This is a genomic window from Streptomyces sp. NBC_00094, assembly GCF_026343125.1.
GTDB lineage: Bacteria > Actinomycetota > Actinomycetes > Streptomycetales > Streptomycetaceae > Streptomyces.
Map to the genome: position 1 here is coordinate 4,426,448 of NZ_JAPEMB010000001.1, position 16,673 is coordinate 4,443,120.

20 protein-coding genes are annotated in these 16,673 nt (G+C 71.3%); 13 read left to right on the forward strand and 7 right to left on the reverse strand.

Annotated features, from left to right (window positions below; translation table 11 throughout):
* Window positions 1–89 precede the first annotated feature (89 nt).
* Entirely contained in the window at window positions 90–1,457 is a 1,368-nt protein-coding gene (gene mshA / locus OG580_RS19520; RefSeq protein WP_267044950.1) for a D-inositol-3-phosphate glycosyltransferase, read from the forward strand.
* Window positions 1,450–1,944, forward strand: coding sequence for a YbjN domain-containing protein (locus OG580_RS19525; protein WP_267044951.1), 495 nt, complete (start codon window positions 1,450–1,452; stop codon window positions 1,942–1,944). Before mshA ends, OG580_RS19525 begins: the two co-directional genes overlap by 8 nt.
* Here the strand turns inward: OG580_RS19525 and OG580_RS19530 are convergent.
* Window positions 1,913–2,884: an AraC family transcriptional regulator gene (locus OG580_RS19530; RefSeq protein ID WP_267044952.1), complete on the reverse strand. Its 972-nt coding sequence runs from the start codon at window positions 2,882–2,884 to the stop codon at window positions 1,913–1,915. The genes OG580_RS19525 and OG580_RS19530 overlap by 32 nt on opposite strands.
* Window positions 2,885–2,988: 104 nt before the next feature.
* On the opposite strand from OG580_RS19530, the gene OG580_RS19535 reads away from it, so the two are divergent.
* Window positions 2,989–3,903: an MBL fold metallo-hydrolase gene (locus OG580_RS19535; RefSeq protein WP_267044953.1), complete on the forward strand. Its 915-nt coding sequence runs from the start codon at window positions 2,989–2,991 to the stop codon at window positions 3,901–3,903.
* Between the two features lie 16 nt (window positions 3,904–3,919).
* Here OG580_RS19535 and OG580_RS19540 read toward each other — a convergent pair whose 3' ends face one another.
* Window positions 3,920–5,281 carry an MFS transporter gene (locus OG580_RS19540; protein ID WP_267044954.1) on the reverse strand — a complete coding sequence of 454 codons (1,362 nt, stop codon included), beginning with the start codon at window positions 5,279–5,281 and terminating at the stop codon, window positions 3,920–3,922.
* 126 nt (window positions 5,282–5,407) lie between these two features.
* On the opposite strand from OG580_RS19540, the gene OG580_RS19545 reads away from it, so the two are divergent.
* A complete protein-coding gene (locus tag OG580_RS19545) occupies window positions 5,408–6,166 on the forward strand; it encodes a phosphoglyceromutase (protein ID WP_267044955.1) in 759 nt (252 codons plus the stop codon).
* An 83-nt stretch (window positions 6,167–6,249) separates the two neighbouring features.
* On the opposite strand, the gene OG580_RS19550 is transcribed toward OG580_RS19545, so the two are convergent.
* Window positions 6,250–6,636, reverse strand: coding sequence for a ribosomal protein L7/L12 (locus tag OG580_RS19550; protein ID WP_267044956.1), 387 nt, complete (start codon window positions 6,634–6,636; stop codon window positions 6,250–6,252).
* Between the two features lie 207 nt (window positions 6,637–6,843).
* On the opposite strand from OG580_RS19550, the gene OG580_RS19555 reads away from it, so the two are divergent.
* From OG580_RS19555 to OG580_RS19565, 3 genes are all read left to right on the forward strand, one after another.
* Window positions 6,844–7,206, forward strand: a complete 363-nt coding sequence (locus OG580_RS19555; protein ID WP_267044957.1) for a hypothetical protein — start codon at window positions 6,844–6,846, stop codon at window positions 7,204–7,206.
* 156 nt (window positions 7,207–7,362) lie between these two features.
* Window positions 7,363–8,064 carry a hypothetical protein gene (locus OG580_RS19560; protein ID WP_267044958.1) on the forward strand — a complete coding sequence of 234 codons (702 nt, stop codon included), beginning with the start codon at window positions 7,363–7,365 and terminating at the stop codon, window positions 8,062–8,064.
* 140 nt (window positions 8,065–8,204) lie between these two features.
* A complete protein-coding gene (locus OG580_RS19565; RefSeq protein WP_267044959.1) occupies window positions 8,205–8,558 on the forward strand; it encodes a hypothetical protein in 354 nt (117 codons plus the stop codon).
* 31 nt (window positions 8,559–8,589) lie between these two features.
* Here OG580_RS19565 and OG580_RS19570 read toward each other — a convergent pair whose 3' ends face one another.
* Complete coding sequence (locus OG580_RS19570; protein WP_267044960.1) at window positions 8,590–9,171, reverse strand: hypothetical protein; 582 nt, start codon at window positions 9,169–9,171, stop codon at window positions 8,590–8,592.
* A gap of 76 nt (window positions 9,172–9,247) precedes the next feature.
* Between OG580_RS19570 and OG580_RS19575 the strand changes: the two genes are divergently transcribed.
* Window positions 9,248–9,715, forward strand: coding sequence for a GNAT family N-acetyltransferase (locus OG580_RS19575; RefSeq protein ID WP_267044961.1), 468 nt, complete (start codon window positions 9,248–9,250; stop codon window positions 9,713–9,715).
* Window positions 9,716–9,798: 83 nt separating this feature from the next.
* On the opposite strand, the gene OG580_RS19580 is transcribed toward OG580_RS19575, so the two are convergent.
* Entirely contained in the window at window positions 9,799–9,951 is a 153-nt protein-coding gene (locus OG580_RS19580) for a hypothetical protein (protein WP_267044962.1), read from the reverse strand.
* Window positions 9,952–10,087: 136 nt separating this feature from the next.
* Window positions 10,088–10,768 carry a phosphate signaling complex protein PhoU gene (gene phoU, locus OG580_RS19585; protein WP_267044963.1) on the reverse strand — a complete coding sequence of 227 codons (681 nt, stop codon included), beginning with the start codon at window positions 10,766–10,768 and terminating at the stop codon, window positions 10,088–10,090.
* Between the two features lie 265 nt (window positions 10,769–11,033).
* Between phoU and OG580_RS19590 the strand changes: the two genes are divergently transcribed.
* Both OG580_RS19590 and OG580_RS19595 read left to right on the forward strand, forming a co-directional pair.
* Window positions 11,034–12,263 (forward strand): cell wall metabolism sensor histidine kinase WalK, encoded by a 1,230-nt coding sequence (locus tag OG580_RS19590; RefSeq protein WP_267044964.1) that lies wholly within the window; start codon window positions 11,034–11,036, stop codon window positions 12,261–12,263.
* Window positions 12,260–12,940, forward strand: coding sequence for a response regulator transcription factor (locus OG580_RS19595; RefSeq protein WP_017242433.1), 681 nt, complete (start codon window positions 12,260–12,262; stop codon window positions 12,938–12,940). The genes OG580_RS19590 and OG580_RS19595 overlap by 4 nt, the downstream gene beginning before the upstream one ends.
* 111 nt (window positions 12,941–13,051) lie before the next feature.
* Here OG580_RS19595 and OG580_RS19600 read toward each other — a convergent pair whose 3' ends face one another.
* A complete protein-coding gene (locus OG580_RS19600; protein WP_267044965.1) occupies window positions 13,052–13,690 on the reverse strand; it encodes a DUF461 domain-containing protein in 639 nt (212 codons plus the stop codon).
* A 781-nt stretch (window positions 13,691–14,471) separates the two neighbouring features.
* Here OG580_RS19600 and OG580_RS19605 point away from each other — a divergent pair.
* The 3 genes from OG580_RS19605 (at window position 14,472) to ispF (ending at window position 16,609) form a co-directional block, all read left to right on the forward strand.
* Window positions 14,472–14,954: a CarD family transcriptional regulator gene (locus OG580_RS19605; RefSeq protein WP_003953493.1), complete on the forward strand. Its 483-nt coding sequence runs from the start codon at window positions 14,472–14,474 to the stop codon at window positions 14,952–14,954.
* A gap of 406 nt (window positions 14,955–15,360) precedes the next feature.
* A complete protein-coding gene (ispD, locus tag OG580_RS19610; RefSeq protein WP_267044966.1) occupies window positions 15,361–16,110 on the forward strand; it encodes a 2-C-methyl-D-erythritol 4-phosphate cytidylyltransferase in 750 nt (249 codons plus the stop codon).
* Complete coding sequence (gene ispF / locus OG580_RS19615; protein WP_267044967.1) at window positions 16,100–16,609, forward strand: 2-C-methyl-D-erythritol 2,4-cyclodiphosphate synthase; 510 nt, start codon at window positions 16,100–16,102, stop codon at window positions 16,607–16,609. The genes ispD and ispF overlap by 11 nt, the downstream gene beginning before the upstream one ends.
* Window positions 16,610–16,673: the final 64 nt, after the last annotated feature.

Genomic DNA, 16,673 nt, shown 5'->3' on the forward strand with positions numbered 1-16,673 from the left:
TTGTCGCGGCTGAAGGGCGCCACGCGTCCTTCAGCTGTCATGCCCGACAGCCGCCCCCAGCTCAGTTCCCGAGCGGAAGGACCGCCGACGTGAGCCAGTACGTGTCCCGGTTCGCCGGTGCCCGGCACCGGCACCAGGCGCCGGCCCGGCTCCGGCTCCCCGGCCGGAACCGCACCCCGCGCCGGATCGCCATGCTCAGCGTCCACACCTCGCCGCTGCACCAGCCGGGCACCGGCGACGCGGGCGGCATGAACGTCTACATCGTCGAGCTGGCCAAGCGTCTCGCCGCCATCGACATCGAGGTGGAGATCTTCACCCGGGCCACCACCGGCGGCCTTCCGCCGGTGGTCGAGCTCACCCCCGGCGTCCTCGTCCGGCACGTCGACGCCGGCCCGTACGAGGGTCTGGCCAAGGAGGAGCTGCCGGCCCAGCTCTGCGCCTTCACGCACGGCGTGATGCAGGCGTGGGCGGGCCACCGCCCCGGCCACTACGACCTCGTCCACTCCCACTACTGGCTCTCCGGTCACGTCGGCTGGCTCGCCGCCGAGCGCTGGGGCGTCCCGCTCGTCCACGCCATGCACACCATGGCGAAGGTCAAGAACGCGGCGCTCGCCGAGGGCGACACCCCCGAGCCCGCGGCCCGCGTCATCGGCGAGACCCAGATCGTCTCGGCCGCCGACCGGCTGATCGCCAACACGGCCGAGGAGGCCGACGAGCTCGCCCGTTTCTACGACGCGGACCCCGGCAAGATCGCGGTCGTCCACCCGGGCGTGAACCTCGACCACTTCCGTCCCGCCGACGGCCGCGCCGCCGCCCGGGCCCGCCTCGGGCTCCCGCAGGACGCCTTCATCCCGGTCTTCGCCGGCCGCATACAGCCGCTGAAGGCCCCGGACATCCTGCTGCACGCCGCCGCCAAGCTCCTGGAGCAGGACCCGTCGCTGCGCACCCGCATGGTGGTCCCCGTCGTCGGCGGCCCGAGCGGCAGCGGCCTCGCCAAGCCGGAGGGCCTCCAGAAGCTCGCCGCGCGGCTGGGCATCGCCGACATCGTGCGCTTCCACCCGCCGGTGGGGCAGGACCGGCTCGCCGACTGGTTCCGCGCGGCGAGCGTCCTCGTCATGCCCTCGTACAGCGAGTCCTTCGGTCTGGTCGCCATCGAGGCGCAGGCGGCCGGCACCCCGGTCGTCGCGGCGGCGGTGGGCGGTCTGCCCGTCGCCGTACGGGACGACGTGACCGGTTTCCTCGTCCAGGGGCACGACCCGACGGACTACGCCCGCGCGCTCGGCCGGTTCGTGACCGATCCGTCGCTGACGGCCCGGATGGGCGCGGCGGCGGCCCTGCACGCCGGTTCGTTCGGCTGGGACACGGCGGCCTCGGGGACGGCCGACGTGTACACGGCGGCCATGCACGACCATCGGGTGCGCGAGAACCGCCGTCGCGTACGCTCCCACCATGGCTGAGGACGTACGGCAGGTCATCGAGTCCACCTTCGACGACGCGGAACTGGAGTGGGAGTCCCCCGAGCCCGGCGCGTACGTCGTCAAACTCCCGGGCACGCGCAAGCTCTTCACGACGCTCTCGCTGCGCGCCGGCCGTCACTCCCTCTCCCTCAACGCCTTCGTCATCCGCCACCCCGACGAGAACGAGCCGGGCGTCCACCGCTGGCTCCTGGAGCGCAACCTCAAGCTGTACGGGGTGAGTTACGCGATCGACGGCCTCGGCGACATCTACCTCGCCGGGAAGCTCCCGCTCTCCGCCGTCACGCCCGAGGAGCTGGACCGGCTGCTCGGGTCCGTCCTGGAGGCGGCGGACGGCGACTTCAACACGCTGCTGGAGCTGGGGTTCGCGTCGGCGATCCGGCGCGAGTACGAGTGGCGGGTGTCGCGCGGCGAGTCGACCCGCAACCTCGACGCGTTCACGCACCTGATCCAGAAGTCCGACCGCTGACGGGCGGCTGTTCCGCCGCCCGCGCCCGGTACCGGCCCGGCGTGGTGCCGAACTCCCGCCGGAAGGCGTGCGAGAAGGCGTACGGCGTGCTGTAGCCGACGCGCCGGGCGACCGTGGCGAGCGGGTCCGGGGTGTCCCGGAGCAGGGCGGCGGCATGCGTCAGCCGCCACCACGTCAGGTACGCCATCGGGGGCCGGCCGACGAGTGAGGTGAAGCGGCGGGCCAGCGTGGGCCGGGAGACGCCGGCCTCGGCGGCCAGCAGCTCGTTGGTCCAGGCGGCGGCGGGGTCGGAGTGCAGCGCCCGCAGCGCGGCGGCGGCCACCGGGTCGCCGAGGACGGCGGGCCAGGCGCCGCCGGTGCTCTCGGCCATCCAGGAACGGATCATGTAGACGAGCAGCAGGTCGAGCAGGCTGGGCAGCGCGATGGAGGCGCCCGGCCGCCGGCCGTCCAGCTCGCCGCCCAGGAGCTCGATGGCGGCGCGGAGTTCGGGGTGGCGGCCGACGCGGTTCGGCAGGTGGACGAGCGGGGGGAGCTCGGCCAGGAGCGGGTGCGCGTGGCTGCGGTCGAGCCGGTACTTGCCGCAGAGCATCTCGACCTCGCGCTCGGGCGTGTGGAAGGCGGGCTGCGGCAGCGGCGGTCGGGGCGGCTTCCGGTCGGCCCACCGGGTGAACGACACCGCCCGCGCGACCGTCGCCGCGTCGGCGGGCGAGTCGGCGATGACGTGCCCCGTACCGTGCGGGAGCAGCACCGCGTCCCCCGCGCCGAGCGCGATCGGGGCGCCGCCGTCGGGCAGCAGCCAGCAGCTCCCCTTCAGGACGACGTGGAAGCCCGCGCCGTCGTACGGGTCCAGCCGGGCGCACCAGTCGCCGCCGACCCGCACGCGGTCGGAGGAGGGCCGGCCCACGCGTACGGCCGAGATCGCGTCGCTCACCACGTCCATGGCGCCAGCCTATGCACATGGCCCTCACCGGTGAGACGCATACGTATCAGGGAGAGCGAATCGAGCATTGAGAGGCTCGCTCCCCTCTCCCTAGGCTCGACGACATGAGCACGGAGAGCGCGCAGACCATCGTCCTGGGAGACGTCGAGATCATCCGGATCGCCGAGTGGCAGGGGCCGTTCGGTCCGGCCCGGGGCATCGTTCCGGGGGTCCGGGCCGAGGTGTGGAAGGAGAACGAGGAGTGGCTGGCGCCGGACCACTGGGCGCCGGACAGCGGCAGCGCGGTCATGGCGCTGCAGAGCTGGGTGCTGCGCAGCGGGGGACGGACCGTCCTGGTCGACACGGGCGTGGGCAACGGCCGGGAGCGGCCGCACTCGCCGCACTTCCACCGGCAGCAGGGGGACTTCCTCGGCCGTCTGGAGAGGGCCGGCGTCCGCCCGGAGGACGTCGACGTCGTCGTCAACACCCATCTGCACGCCGACCACGTCGGCTGGAACACGCAGGACGTCCAGGGGGAATGGGTGCCGACCTTCCCGAACGCGGAGTATCTGGTCCCGGCCGCCGACGACTTCCACTTCGGCCCGGAGAACGGGTACGGCAGGGGGGTCCGGGAGGAGGACCGGCTCGTCTACGAGGACAGCGTCGCGCCGGTGCACCGCGCGGGGCAGGTCAGGCTGTGGGACGGCGCCCACCGCATCGACGAGCACCTGACGCTGGAGGCGGCGCCCGGCCACACGCCCGGTTCCGCCGTGCTGCGGCTGGCGTCGGGGGGCGACAGGGCGGTCTTCGTCGGCGACCTGCTGCACAGCCCCGTACAGATCCTCGAACCGTCCTGCGAGAGCTGCTTCTGCCTCGACGCGGTCCAGGCGGCGGCGAGCCGCCGGAGGGTCCTCGGACGGGCGGCGGACGAACGGGAGCTGGTCGTGCCGGCGCACTTCGGCGGGGCGGGTGCCGTCGAAGTGCGCCGGGAGGGGGAGGGATTCGGCCTCGTACGGTGGGCGGCGTACGAGGCGGGGTGAGGCGGCGGCGAGGGGATCAGGCGCTGACGGAGGCCTGCCCGGCACCGGCACCGGCACCGGCTTCGGCACCGGCTTCGATTTCGTCGCCCTGGCCCTCGCCCTTGTGAACCTTGGGAGCGCCCTGCTCCGGCGAGGTGGTGGCGTCCGGGGTGGCGTTCGAGGTGCCGTCCGCCAGGGCCTTCCGCAGCCGGGTGTAGTAGCCGATGGCGGCGAGGACGCCGATGGCGGTGGTCGCCGTCCACAGGACGTCGGGGCCGGGCCCGTCGACGATGGCGCCGGCCGCGATCGGGGCGACGAAGCCGGCGACGGCCCAGGACATGCCCATGACGCCCTGGTAGCGGCCTCGGGCGTGCTCGGGGGCGAGGCGGGCGGTGGCGGCCGCGTTGGTCGGGACGTGGATCATCTCGCCGATCGTCCAGACGATCACGGTCGCGGCGAAGGCCACGGGGGAGCCGGCGAGCGCGGTGGCGCCGGTGCCGAAGGCGAAGAGGAGGGCGGAGAGGCTCAGCAGGAGCACGGGGGAGCGCTTGTCGGTGAGCTTGTTGACGAGCAGCTGGAAGGCGACGATCACGATGCCGTTGACGGCGATGACCATGCCGAAGGAGGAGGGGTCGAGGCCCTGGCCGGCCATGGTCAGCGGGAGGCCGATCCACGGGGCGGTGAAGACGAGGCAGACGAAGAGGTTGAGCAGGACGAGCGTGCGGAAGGGGGCGTCGCGGAGGACGGTCAGCATGCTGACCTTCTCCTCGGCGACGGGCTCGCCCCGCTGGTCGACGGCGGCCTCGGGCCGGGTCTCGGGGAGTCGCAGGAAGACGATCACGGCGCACAGGACGGTGGCGACGGCGTCGACGACGAAGAGGGTGCGGTAGCCGAGGAAGGCCGCGGCGCCGCCGCCGATGGCGGCGATGGCGAAGCCGAGGTTGAGGGCCCAGTAGTTGAGGGCGAAGGCCCGGCGCACGTCGTGCTCGGGGACCATGTCGGCGATCGTCGCGTTGATGGACGGCCGGACGGCCTGCATGGCGACGCCCATGAGGAGGACGACGGTGGCGATGGCCCAGGGCGCGGTGACGACGGCGAGGGCGGCGGCGCAGGCGGCGGCGGCCAGGTGCATCGTGATCATGGTGGGGCGCCGGCCCCAGCGGTCGGTGAGCGTGCCGCCGAGCGGGGAGCCGGCGATGCCGCCGAGACCGTGGAGGGCGACGACGAGTCCGGCGAACCAGGCGGAGTGCCCGAGCTCCTGCGTCAGGTACAGGGACAGGAAGGTGAGGACGAAGGCCCCGGTCCGGTTGACCAGGGTCGACAGCCAGAGCCACCAGAAGCCCTGAGGGAAGCCGGAAACCGTCGCGCGAGCTGATCGTCTGAGCGAGTCGATGGACATGTGTGGCCGGCCCCTTGTTGTCTGTAAGCCCCTATCACGGCCCTCGTAACTTACGTATCTCTCATGCCGGACGCCAGCCAATTGACGACGCGTGTCAATCGTCGACGGTCGTTTACGCTCATACGCATGGCCGACGCACCGTACAAGCTGATCCTCCTCCGCCACGGCGAGAGCGAGTGGAACGAGAAGAATCTGTTCACCGGTTGGGTGGACGTGAACCTCACCGCGAAGGGCGAGAAGGAGGCGACGCGCGGCGGCGAGCTGCTCAAGGACGCCGGCCTGCTGCCCGACGTGCTGCACACCTCCCTCCAGAAGCGCGCCATCCGCACGGCGCAGCTCGCGCTGGAGTCCGCGGACCGCCACTGGATCCCCGTGAACCGCTCGTGGCGCCTCAACGAGCGCCACTACGGCGCCCTGCAGGGCAAGGACAAGGCCCAGACGCTCGCCGAGTTCGGCGAGGAGCAGTTCATGCTGTGGCGCCGCTCGTACGACACCCCGCCGCCGGCGCTCGCCGACGACAACGAGTACTCGCAGGCGGGCGACGCGCGCTACGCGACGATCCCGCCGGAGCTGCGCCCGCGGACGGAGTGCCTCAAGGACGTCGTGGAGCGGATGCTCCCGTACTGGTACGACTCGATCGTCCCGGACCTCCTCGCGGGCCGCACGGTCCTGGTCGCGGCCCACGGCAACAGCCTCCGCGCCCTGGTCAAGCACCTGGACGGCATCTCGGACGCCGACATCGCGGGCCTGAACATCCCGACGGGCATCCCCCTGTCGTACGAGCTCGACGAGAACTTCAAGCCCCTCAACCCGGGCGGCACCTACCTCGACCCGGACGCCGCGGCGGCGGCCATCGAGGCCGTGAAGAACCAGGGCAAGAAGTAACCCTGACTTACGAAAGAGCCCCCTACCTGCGGTTTCTCCGCTGGTAGGGGGCTTCTTCGTGACTTGGGGCCGTCTGTGGGCCGTCAGGAGGATGGGGCTGTGCTTTCCCCAGGCTCTGGCTCCGCCCGCCACTCCGCTCCGGCGCCGGCGTTCCGGAGCACCGAGACGGCGGACCGGGCCTCGTAGTCGGGCTGCCCTTCGAGGACGGTGACGGGGGCTTGCCGAGCCAGCTCCCGGCAGCGCCACAAGCTCAGTCCGGTCAGCTTGCGCAGCGCCAGGATCACGTCCGTCTCGCGCGGCCCGCAGTCGACGAGCACCACTTCGTGGGACGGATCATCGCAGAGCAGCGTGTAGTACTCGACGGACTCGTCGTGGGCCATCTCGCCCTCCCCTTCTCGGCGACCAGGAGCGTAGACGCCCTCGAAGACGGCAGCCATGGCTTTTTGGGTGCGTTCCTGGCTGCTCGGCATGAGGTGGGTGTACGCACGCAGGGTCGGGGTGGTCGCTGAGCGCCCCATTGACACCAGAACTTGAACGCGTTCAAGATGATGTTCGTCGCTTCGTTGAGGCGTTGCTACCGGGTATGTCCGAGACGCGAGAGGCAGGGTCGTATGGCTGCCGACCGGCATCAGCGGATACGACGACGGGCATTCATGCGCGCCGCGTGGGGATGTGCGGTGCCGTTCCTGCTCGCCTCCTGTTCCGGCTACTACCCGGTCGAGGTCGACACCGTCGATCGGCTGACGGGCGTGTGGTCGGACTGGACCGGGGCGACAGTCGAGTTCAAGGAGGACGGCACGTTCACGGCCACGGGCCTGGACAAGGCGGACGTCATCGGCTGGGGGTGCACCGGGTTCGCCGAACGGCAACATGGCACCTGGTCCCCCACCGGAACGTACGACACGGTCACCTTCGACGGCGTGGACTGCGAGGACCTGAGCCTGGCCTTCTACGGCTCCCCGGAATCCTTCGTCTTCTGCTTCACCCGGGACGTGACCGCCGGGGGATGCTCGCACGAATTCAGCCGGGATACAGGCTGATCCGAGTGCTCCCGGCGCCGGGTGTCCTGGGGCTGTCCTGGCGGTGTTCCGGGTCTGTGACATAGCGGTCTCCGGTACTGCCGCGAGGGCTGGGGCGTTGCTACGTTCCGATTCTGGGTGCGGCCCTGGGGGCCGCCCGAAGAGGGGGAGTCCCGGATGAACGTCGATCGCCTCAGACCCACCGTCCTGACGCTGGCCGCCATCACCCTGGCCGTCGCGCTCACCGGCTGCCAGGAAGGCGGTTCCGCCGCCGGGGGCGCCGCGCCGAGTGTGACCGCCGAGGCGCCCGAGACGTCAGGGGACCCCGGGCCCACCGCGGAGCCTGCCGAGGAGCCGTCGGCAGAGCCCCCGACCGAGGCCCCGACCACTCCGGCCGCCCCCGGACCCTCGACGAAGAAGCCCTCGACGAAGAAGCCCACGACGAAGAAGCCCTCCACGAAGAAGTCCGGCGGGTCGAAGTCCGGGGCGTCCGACGACTCTTCGGCCGACTGCGTCGACGCGCCGCCGAGCCCCGACGACGTCGACCCCGACGAGATCGCCCTGTACCGCATCGAGGAACTCGACGGCAGCACCGGGAAGGTGAACCTCGTCCTCCAGCACGGAGCCTGGGGCTGCGGCATGGAGGACACCGACGGCGCTCCCTTCGTCGGCACCGGCGAGGAGAGCCGCTGGGCCCTCGACCAGGCCGCGTACGTCACCGTCACCACCCCGATCGTCGAGAGCACCGAGAACCAGCGGATCGGCGTCCAGGAGCTGATCGACTGGGTCGACGCGCATCCGGACTCGGGTCTGGTCTTCCGGTACGAGACCGGTGACGACGGGGCGATCCACCGGCTGGAGCAGGTCTTCACCCCGTGAGTCGAGAGGGGGCGGGGGCGGCGGCCCCGCTCGTCCGCACGGGTGACGGCGAAACCTTACGGCTGGCGGGCGGCGCATAGGAGACGAGGGGCGCGGTACATGTGCCGGTGACCCCTTCGTCTCACGAAACGAGAGTCCTCGTGCGTCTCCGGCACTCCGTCGCCGCCGCTTGCGGCGCCCTTGCCCTCACCGCCACCCTGGCCACCCCCGCCCACGCCGCCACCGGTGACTTCGGCTACCGGTTCGTCGGTCTGTCCGGGGAGCCGCAGGCGGCCACGCTGCACGACCCGGCGAGCGGTGAGTGCGTCACGATCGCCGAGGCCGCCGACCCGGGCGCCTCCGGGCCCGCCTTCGCTCCGCACAACGACACGGACGAGTACGCGGTCGTCTTCACCGAGCCCGACTGCAGCGGCGACTCCTGGACCCTCCGCCCCCACGGCCGCCCCGCCACGGACCGGCTCACGCTCCGCTCGGTCGTGTTCCTCCCGAACTAGGGCCTGTCCGGCCCTAGGAGGGGCCGGACCGTCAGAACCCCTCGCACGCGCGGTCGCGGAAGTCCTCCACCGTCGTCGTGCGGACGCGGTCGCCGATCGTGTAGCTGACCTGGCCCGGGGCGAGCCCGGCCAGGTCGGCGAGGGTGAAGGAGTGGTGCCCCGTCGACCAGGAGTTGTCACGGGCCGCCCCGTACAAGGTGTAGAGCCGCCCCGCCTCCAGCGGTCGCGGGGCCGCGTCCGGTGTCCATCCGCCGGCGCCCTCCGGGCTGGTCAGCGGCCAGGACGTGAAGCCGGTGACGGGTTCGGCGGCGGTCCAGTGGTCCGTGTACTCCGGCTCCACGGCGTCCGCGGTCACCTCCGCGTCCGGGTCGCCGATCGGCTCGTCCGGGTAGAACAGCGCCGAGTCGATCCGGTCGTGGCACATCAGGATCACCCCGAGGGGTTCGCCCTCCGCCGTCACCGAGACACCGGTGATCCCCGCGACCGGGACACCGCAGCCGGCGAGCAGGGGCAGCGCGGGCAGCATGACGGCGGCGAGCAGCCCGCGACGGAGTACGAGGCGGGGTGCGCGACCGGATACGCGACCGGATACGCGACGGAGCCGGGGAGCCATGTCGCCATCCTGGCCCGTGCCGCCCCGCACCGATATTGACGGGCGTCGATCGCCCCGAATCGTTAGCCTCCAGGCCATGAGCACGTCACTCCGCCTGGAGAAGGTCACGCCCGAGAACGTCGACGCGGCCCTCGCGCTGCGCGTCCACCCCCATCAGGAGGGCAACGTCGCCCCCGTCGTGCGCTCCCTCGCCGAGGCGTACGCCTTCGGGGAGACCGCCTGGCCACGGCTGATCTTCGATGGGGACGAGCTCGTCGGCTTCCTGATGGCCTTCCTCGACATCCCGTGGAACGAGAAGGAGGAACCCGCCGAACGTCGCAGCGGGCTCTGGCGCCTCAACATCGCCGCCACCGGGCAGGGCAAGGGGTACGGACGCTTCGCCGTCGAGGCGGTGCGCGACGAGCTCCGGCGACGCGGTACGCGACAGCTGTACGTGACCTGGGAGCCCGGCGACGACGGCCCCGGCGAGTTCTACCGCCGGCTCGGCTTCCGTACGACCGGCGAGGTCAGCGGCAGGCAGACCGTCGGCGTCCTCGAGGTCTGAGAGCCCCCGAGAGATCCGGGGCGAGAGGACCAGGGGTGGGGAGGGGCGGGGTGTGACACCCCCCCCCTCCCCACCCGCACCGGTCAGCCCGAGCAGCCCCCGCACTGGCACGGCGCGCCCGACTGGCAGCCGCAGCCGCAGCCCGAGCCGCAGCCGCAGGCACCGAGGACGGGCAGGAACTCCGCCCCGCGCGGGGCCTCCTGCTGGGGGTCGGTCGTCATGGGGGATTCGGCCATGGGGGTCCCTCCCTTTCGAGGCGCGCGTCGCCTCCCCCCATTGCATGCCCACTCGGACCGGCGCATCAACGGCGCATCGGCGCCCGTGCGCTCAGGGCCTGTCCGGTGGAGCACGGCCGGGGCCGCGGGACAGGCCCTACGCGCCCTCCACCGGAGCGTCCGCCGCCTGCAGCTCGTCCGCGTGCTCACCCGTCACCAGGTACACGACGCGCTTCGCCACCGACACCGCGTGGTCGGCGAACCGCTCGTAGTACCGGCCGAGCAGCGTCACGTCCACGGCCGTCTCGATGCCGTGCTTCCAGCGGTCGTCCATCAGGTGCTGGAACAGCGTCCGGTGCAGCAGGTCCATCTCGTCGTCGTCCTGCTCCAGCTGGAGCGCCAGGTCGACGTCCTTCGTGATGATGACCTCCGCGGCCTTCGCCATCAGGCGCTGCGCGAGCTGTCCCATCTCCAGGATGGTCGCGTGCAGGTCCCGCGGCACCGCCGTGGCGGGGAACCGCAGCCGCGCCAGCTTCGCCACGTGCTGCGCGAGGTCGCCCGAGCGCTCCAGGTCGGCGCTCATCCGCAGCGAGGTCACCACGATCCGCAGATCCGTCGCCACCGGCTGCTGCCGGGCGAGCAGCGCTATCGCCCGAGCCTCCAGGTCGTGCTGGAGGTCGTCGACCTTCTGGTCCGCCGCGATCACGCTCTCCGCGAGCTTCAGGTCCGCGTCGAGCATCGCCGTCGTGGCGCGCCCGATCGCCGAGCCGACGAGTCGGGCCATCTCGACCAGGCTCTCGCCGATCGAGTCCAGTTCCTCGTGGTACGCGTCCCGCATGGATGTCCCTCTCTACGCAAAGCTCCGGGGTCCGGGTGGGGCTTCGGACCCCCACGCTCCCACGTTCGGCCCCCTACGCGTCCGGCTTCACCACCTCATGTGAACCGTCACTTTCCCCAAGGTGAACTCTGGGCGACACGCGCCACTGTCGCCGTCAGGACAAATGAACCAGCACCGTCTCCACGGTGAACTCTGGGCGACGACTGTTCGAGCAGCCACTCGGACGGCTGGGAGAGTGTCCGTCACCCCGCATAACCTGGTGGGCATGGACGTGAACGCGGCAGTCGCCGCATTGGCAGCGATCGCCGGCGTGTGCACCGGTGTGATCGCCATGCTGGCGTTCCGCTGGAGCGAGCGCGACCAGGCGCGGCCCACCCGAACCTCCCTGCACACCGACGCCGTGCTCCCGCCCGGCGTCGACACCGTACTGTCCGTACTGCGCTCGTCCGCGGTCGTCCTCGACGAGAGCGACTCCGTGGTCAAGGCCAGCTCGGCGGCGTACGCCCTCGGCCTGGTCCGGGGCGGCAAGCTGGCCGTGGAGCCCATGCTCAACATGGCCCGCGACACGCGCCGCGACGGAGAGATACGCCAGGTCGAGCTGGACCTGGCCCGGCGCGGTACCGGACGCGGCGAGGCCCTCGCCGTCTCCGCCCGGGTCGCCCCGCTGGGCTCGCGGCTCGTGCTGCTCCTCGTCGAGGACCTCACCGAGGCCCGCCGTATCGAAGCGGTACGGCGCGACTTCGTCGCCAACGTGAGCCATGAGCTCAAGACACCGACCGGCGCGCTCTCCCTGCTCTCCGAGGCGGTCATGGACGCCTCGGACGACCCCGAGGCGGTCACCCGCTTCGCCGGCCGGATGCAGATAGAGGCGACCCGCCTGACCAACCTCGTACAGGAGCTCATCGACCTCTCCCGCGTGCAGAACGACGATCCGCTGGAGGACTCCGAGCCGGTCTCCGTGGACGAACTCGTCGTCGAGGCGATCGACCGCTCCCGGCACACCGCCTCCACCAAGCAGATCAGCATGGTCTCCGGCGGAGCGGCCGACCTGCGCGTCTGGGGGAGCCGCGGCCAGCTCGCGGCCGCCCTCGGCAACCTCGTGGAGAACGCCGTCAACTACTCACCAGCCCACACCCGCGTCGGCATCGCGGCCCGCAAGGTCGCCGCGCCCGGCGGCGACCTGATCGAGATAGCCGTCACCGACCAGGGCATCGGCATCCCCGACAAGGACAAGGAGCGCGTCTTCGAGCGCTTCTACCGCGTCGACCCGGCCCGCTCCCGTGCCACCGGCGGTACGGGCCTCGGCCTGGCCATCGTGAAGCACGTGGCCGCCTCGCACGGCGGGGAGGTCACCGTCTGGAGCACCGAGGGTCAGGGCTCCACCTTCACCCTGCGGCTGCCCGAGGCCGGCTCCGTACGGGACCGCCGGCCCGTCTCCTCCCCCACCCCAGATCTCATGACCGAACCGCTTCCCGCCCCGGAGGTCCTTCCGTGACCCGAGTGCTCGTCGTCGAGGATGAGGAATCCTTCAGCGACGCCCTGTCGTACATGCTCCGCAAGGAAGGCTTCGAGGTCGCCGTGGCGGCGACCGGGCCCGACGGCCTCGACGAGTTCGAGCGCAACGGAGCCGACCTCGTCCTCCTCGACCTGATGCTTCCGGGCCTGCCCGGTACCGAGGTGTGCCGCCAGCTGCGCGGCCGCTCGAACGTCCCGGTGATCATGGTGACCGCCAAGGACAGCGAGATCGACAAGGTCGTCGGCCTGGAAATAGGAGCCGACGACTACGTGACCAAGCCCTTCTCGTCGCGGGAGCTGGTGGCCCGCATCCGCGCGGTGCTCCGCCGCCGCGGCGAGCCGGAGGAGGTCACCCCGGCGGCCCTGGAGGCCGGCCCGGTCCGTATGGACGTCGACCGCCACGTGGTGACGGTCTCGGGCGGCAAGGTCGACCTGCCGCTGAAGGAGTTCGACCTCCTGGAGATGCTGCTGCGCAACGCGGGCCGCGTGCTGACCCGTATGCAGCTCATCGACCGGGTCTGGGGCGCGGACTACGTCGGCGACACCAAGACCCTCGACGTCCACGTGAAGCGCCTCCGCGCCAAGATCGAGCCGGACCCGGGAGCCCCGCGCTACCTGGTGACGGTCCGAGGCCTGGGCTACAAGTTCGAGCCGTAGACCGCACCCCCCCCGTACGCGGGGCGGTGGTTCGAGCCGTAGACGACGGACGTACGCGTGAAGGGGCGCCCCCACCGGGGGCGCCCCTTCACGTATGTCCTGCCGCCGCGGTCAGTGACCGGCGGTCGTGGCCTCGCCCGAGGGCTCGGCGCCGTGTCCGGCCTCGCCCTCGCCCTCGCCGTGGCCGGCTTCGGCGGACGCCGAGGCCGTCGGCGTGGCGCCCGGGGGAGCCGGGACGATCGACGGACCGAAGTCCTTGAAGTAGCTCGTCGCCGGGACGACGAAGGCGCTCAGGCCCACGTCGCCGGTCTTGCTGAGCTTGAAGACGACCTTCTGGGCGTCGCCGTTCCTGGCGGCCTCGGTGCCGTTCTCGATCACGGCGGTGGCGTTGCCGGCGCCGCCGATCACGACGGAGCCCAGCGCCGGGACGGTGATCGGGCCGGTGCCCTCGGCCGGGGTCAGCTTCACCGTCGCGGTCGTACCCGGCAGGGTGATCGCGTCGAGGGTCTGCGGCGTGTTGCCGTTGTTGAAGACGGTGGCCGAGACGACGGCCGGACCCTTCACGCCCTGGTGGGGCTGGGTGATGACGAGCGCGTTCTGGATCTTGACGTCGTCCACGGTGACGGCCGCGTTGTCCGGCTTGACGCCGAGCGTCTGCGCGTCGTTGCCCGCAGCACAGGCGGACAGTACGGCGATCGAGAACACGATGGCAGAGGCGGCGAGGGCGCCGCGTCGAAGGCTGCGGCTCACGGCGGCGGCATCTCCTAGGACGAACGGACAGGTCTGGGACTAAGAACCAGCTAAAGGTGTGTCAGCGCGCTTAGGTTACCGAGCCGCACTCTCCGTCCCGCACCCGACCCGCCCCTAACCGGCCACCGTCGTCTCCGAGCGGTCCTCGGGTGACTCTCGCGCAGCCCGCGGGCGACTCGCGCGCAGCCTGCGGGCAGCTCGCGGGTAGGCCGCCGGTAACGACCTCGGGAGACGCTCGGGAGGTTCTTGCGAGCTTCTTGCGAGCTCCTCGAGAGGTCCTTGAGAGGTCCTTGGGAGGCCCTTGGGTGATCCGTGGGGGCATCCCGCCGACCGTCGAGATCGGGTCGGAGTGGCCGGATCACGACCCGTTGACCCGTTGTTCACATAACCGCCTTGATCAATTCGGCGGCCGCCCCGCATTCCCCGTGGCCCCGCTCCGGGAAATCCCGGACGCCGACGGCGTGATCAATTCGGGAATCACCCCGGCGTACATCCGTACGGGTGGACGATCCTCGAACGGAGTACGCGAAGAAGGCCGCTCCGAACCCGGCAAACCGGGACATCACCCCTCCCTGGAGGGGCACCTGGTACGTGTAACGTACGCGTTTCTCTCCGTCGACACAGCCGCTCCGACCTGCGAATACCGCCTTCCGGAAGCCCTCCGCAGCACGTCCGCGATGCTGTTGTCAAGCCCTGAGATATGCCCTGACCTGCGAAAACGCCATTCAGAAGAAGCTGTATCCGTGTTACCCTGGATAGCCACGGAAGGGGTACCTGTCACATGACGTTCAAGGTTGGCGACACCGTGGTCTATCCCCATCACGGGGCCGCGCTGATCGAGGCCATCGAAACTCGCCAGATCAAAGGCGTGGACAAGACCTACTTGGTGCTCAAGGTCGCGCAAGGCGACCTGACAGTTCGTGTACCGGCGGACAATGCGGAGTTCGTCGGAGTTCGCGACGTTGTCGGTCAGGACGGGCTGGACCGGGTCTTCGAGGTGCTGCGTGCGCCGTACGCCGAAGAGCCGACGAACTGGTCCCGTCGCTACAAGGCAAATCTCGAGAAGCTCGCCTCCGGCGATGTCATCAAGGTCGCCGAAGTAGTGCGCGACCTGTGGCGCCGGGAGCGCGAGCGCGGGCTGTCCGCCGGTGAGAAGCGGATGCTGGCCAAGGCTCGGCAGATCCTGGTGAGCGAGCTGGCTCTCGCGGAGAACACGAACGAGGACAAGGCCGAGGCTCTCCTCGACGAGGTCCTCGCGTCCTGAGTGAGCGCGCTCTGAATCGCTCCGGGCTCTTCCGGGCGACCGGGTCCTTCCCGGCGACCGGATCTTTCCGGGCGATTCGCTCCGAGCGTGCTTCCAAGTGAAGCGATGCCGCGGTGCCCGCTGGCGCGCTGTGAACCACACAGCGCTGTCGTCGGGCGCTGCGGCATGTTCGCGTACGTATGCGGAGCGTACGCGCGACCGTACGGACACGGGACGACGGTCAGCGGAACCGATCCCTGTGCGCACCGCTGAAGAAACCCGCACCCCCTGTTACGTCCGAACCCCTGTGCTCTCGCGGCAACGCCTCGACCGTCGTCACGGAAAGGGCCCGGTCAAGGCGTCGCGTCCGGCACGGTGAGGCCATACCCATGTCGGCCGCGGAAACAAACCTGCCGGAGTGCAACCGATGTCAGACGAAGAGCGTCCTCCTCGTACCGCCGTGGTGATCCCGGCGGCCGGACGGGGCGTACGCCTCGGCCCGGGCGCCCCCAAGGCGCTCCGCGCGCTGAGCGGCACCCCCATGCTGATCCACGCCGTCCGTGCGATGGCCGCCTCCCGCGCGGTCTCGCTCGTCGTCGTGGTCGCACCCTCCGACGGCGCCGCCGAGGTCAAGAACCTCCTCGACGCCCACGCCCTCCCCGAGCGGACCGACTACCTCGTCGTCCCCGGCGGCGAGACCCGCCAGGAGTCCGTGCACCTCGGCCTCCAGGCGCTGCCCGAGGGCATCACCACCGTCCTCGTCCACGACGCGGCCCGCCCCCTGGTGCCCGTCGACACCGTGGACGCCGTCATCGAGGCCGTACGGGACGGGGCCGTCGCCGTCGTCCCCGCGCTGCCCGTCACGGACACCGTCAAGGAGGTCGAGCCGGCCGAGAAGCCCGGCGACCCCGAGCAGGTCGTCGCCACACCGGTCCGCGCCCGCCTCCGTGCCGTCCAGACCCCGCAGGGCTTCGACCACGACACGCTGGTCAACGCCCACGCCACCATCGCCCTCACCGGTGACGGCGCCACCGACGACGCCGGCATGGTCGAGCGGCTCGGCGCGCCCGTCGTCGTCGTGCCCGGCCACGAGGAGGCGTTCAAGGTGACCCGTCCGCTCGACCTCGTCCTCGCCGAGGCCGTACTCGCCCGCAGGAGGGCCAACGATGGCTTCTGAGCCCACGCCCCGACCGCCGCTGCCCCGTACCGGCATCGGCACCGACGTCCACGCCTTCGAGAAGGGCCGCGAACTCTGGTGCGCCGGCCTCCTCTGGGACGCCGAGGAGAACGACGGCTACGGCCTCGCCGGGCACTCCGACGGTGACGTCGCCGCCCACGCGGCCTGCGACGCCCTCTTCTCCGCCGCCGGCATCGGCGACCTCGGCGCCCACTTCGGCACCTCGCGCCCGGAGTGGTCCGGCGCCTCCGGCGTCACCCTCCTGACGGAGGCCGCCCGGATCGTCCGCGCCGAGGGATACGAGATCGGCAACATCGCCGTACAGGTCATCGGCGTCCGCCCCAAGGTCGGCAAGCGCCGTGACGAGGCCCAGAAAGCGCTGAGCGAAGCGGCCGGCGCGCCGGTCTCCGTCTCCGGCACGACCACCGACGGACTCGGTCTGACCGGCCGCGCCGAGGGCCTCGCCGCCCTCGCGACCGCCCTGGTCTACCCCCTGTAGCACCGGAGTCGGTGAAGGAGTCGGAGAAAAACGTGCCCCTCGATCGTGGGCAGGTCGCGGGGCA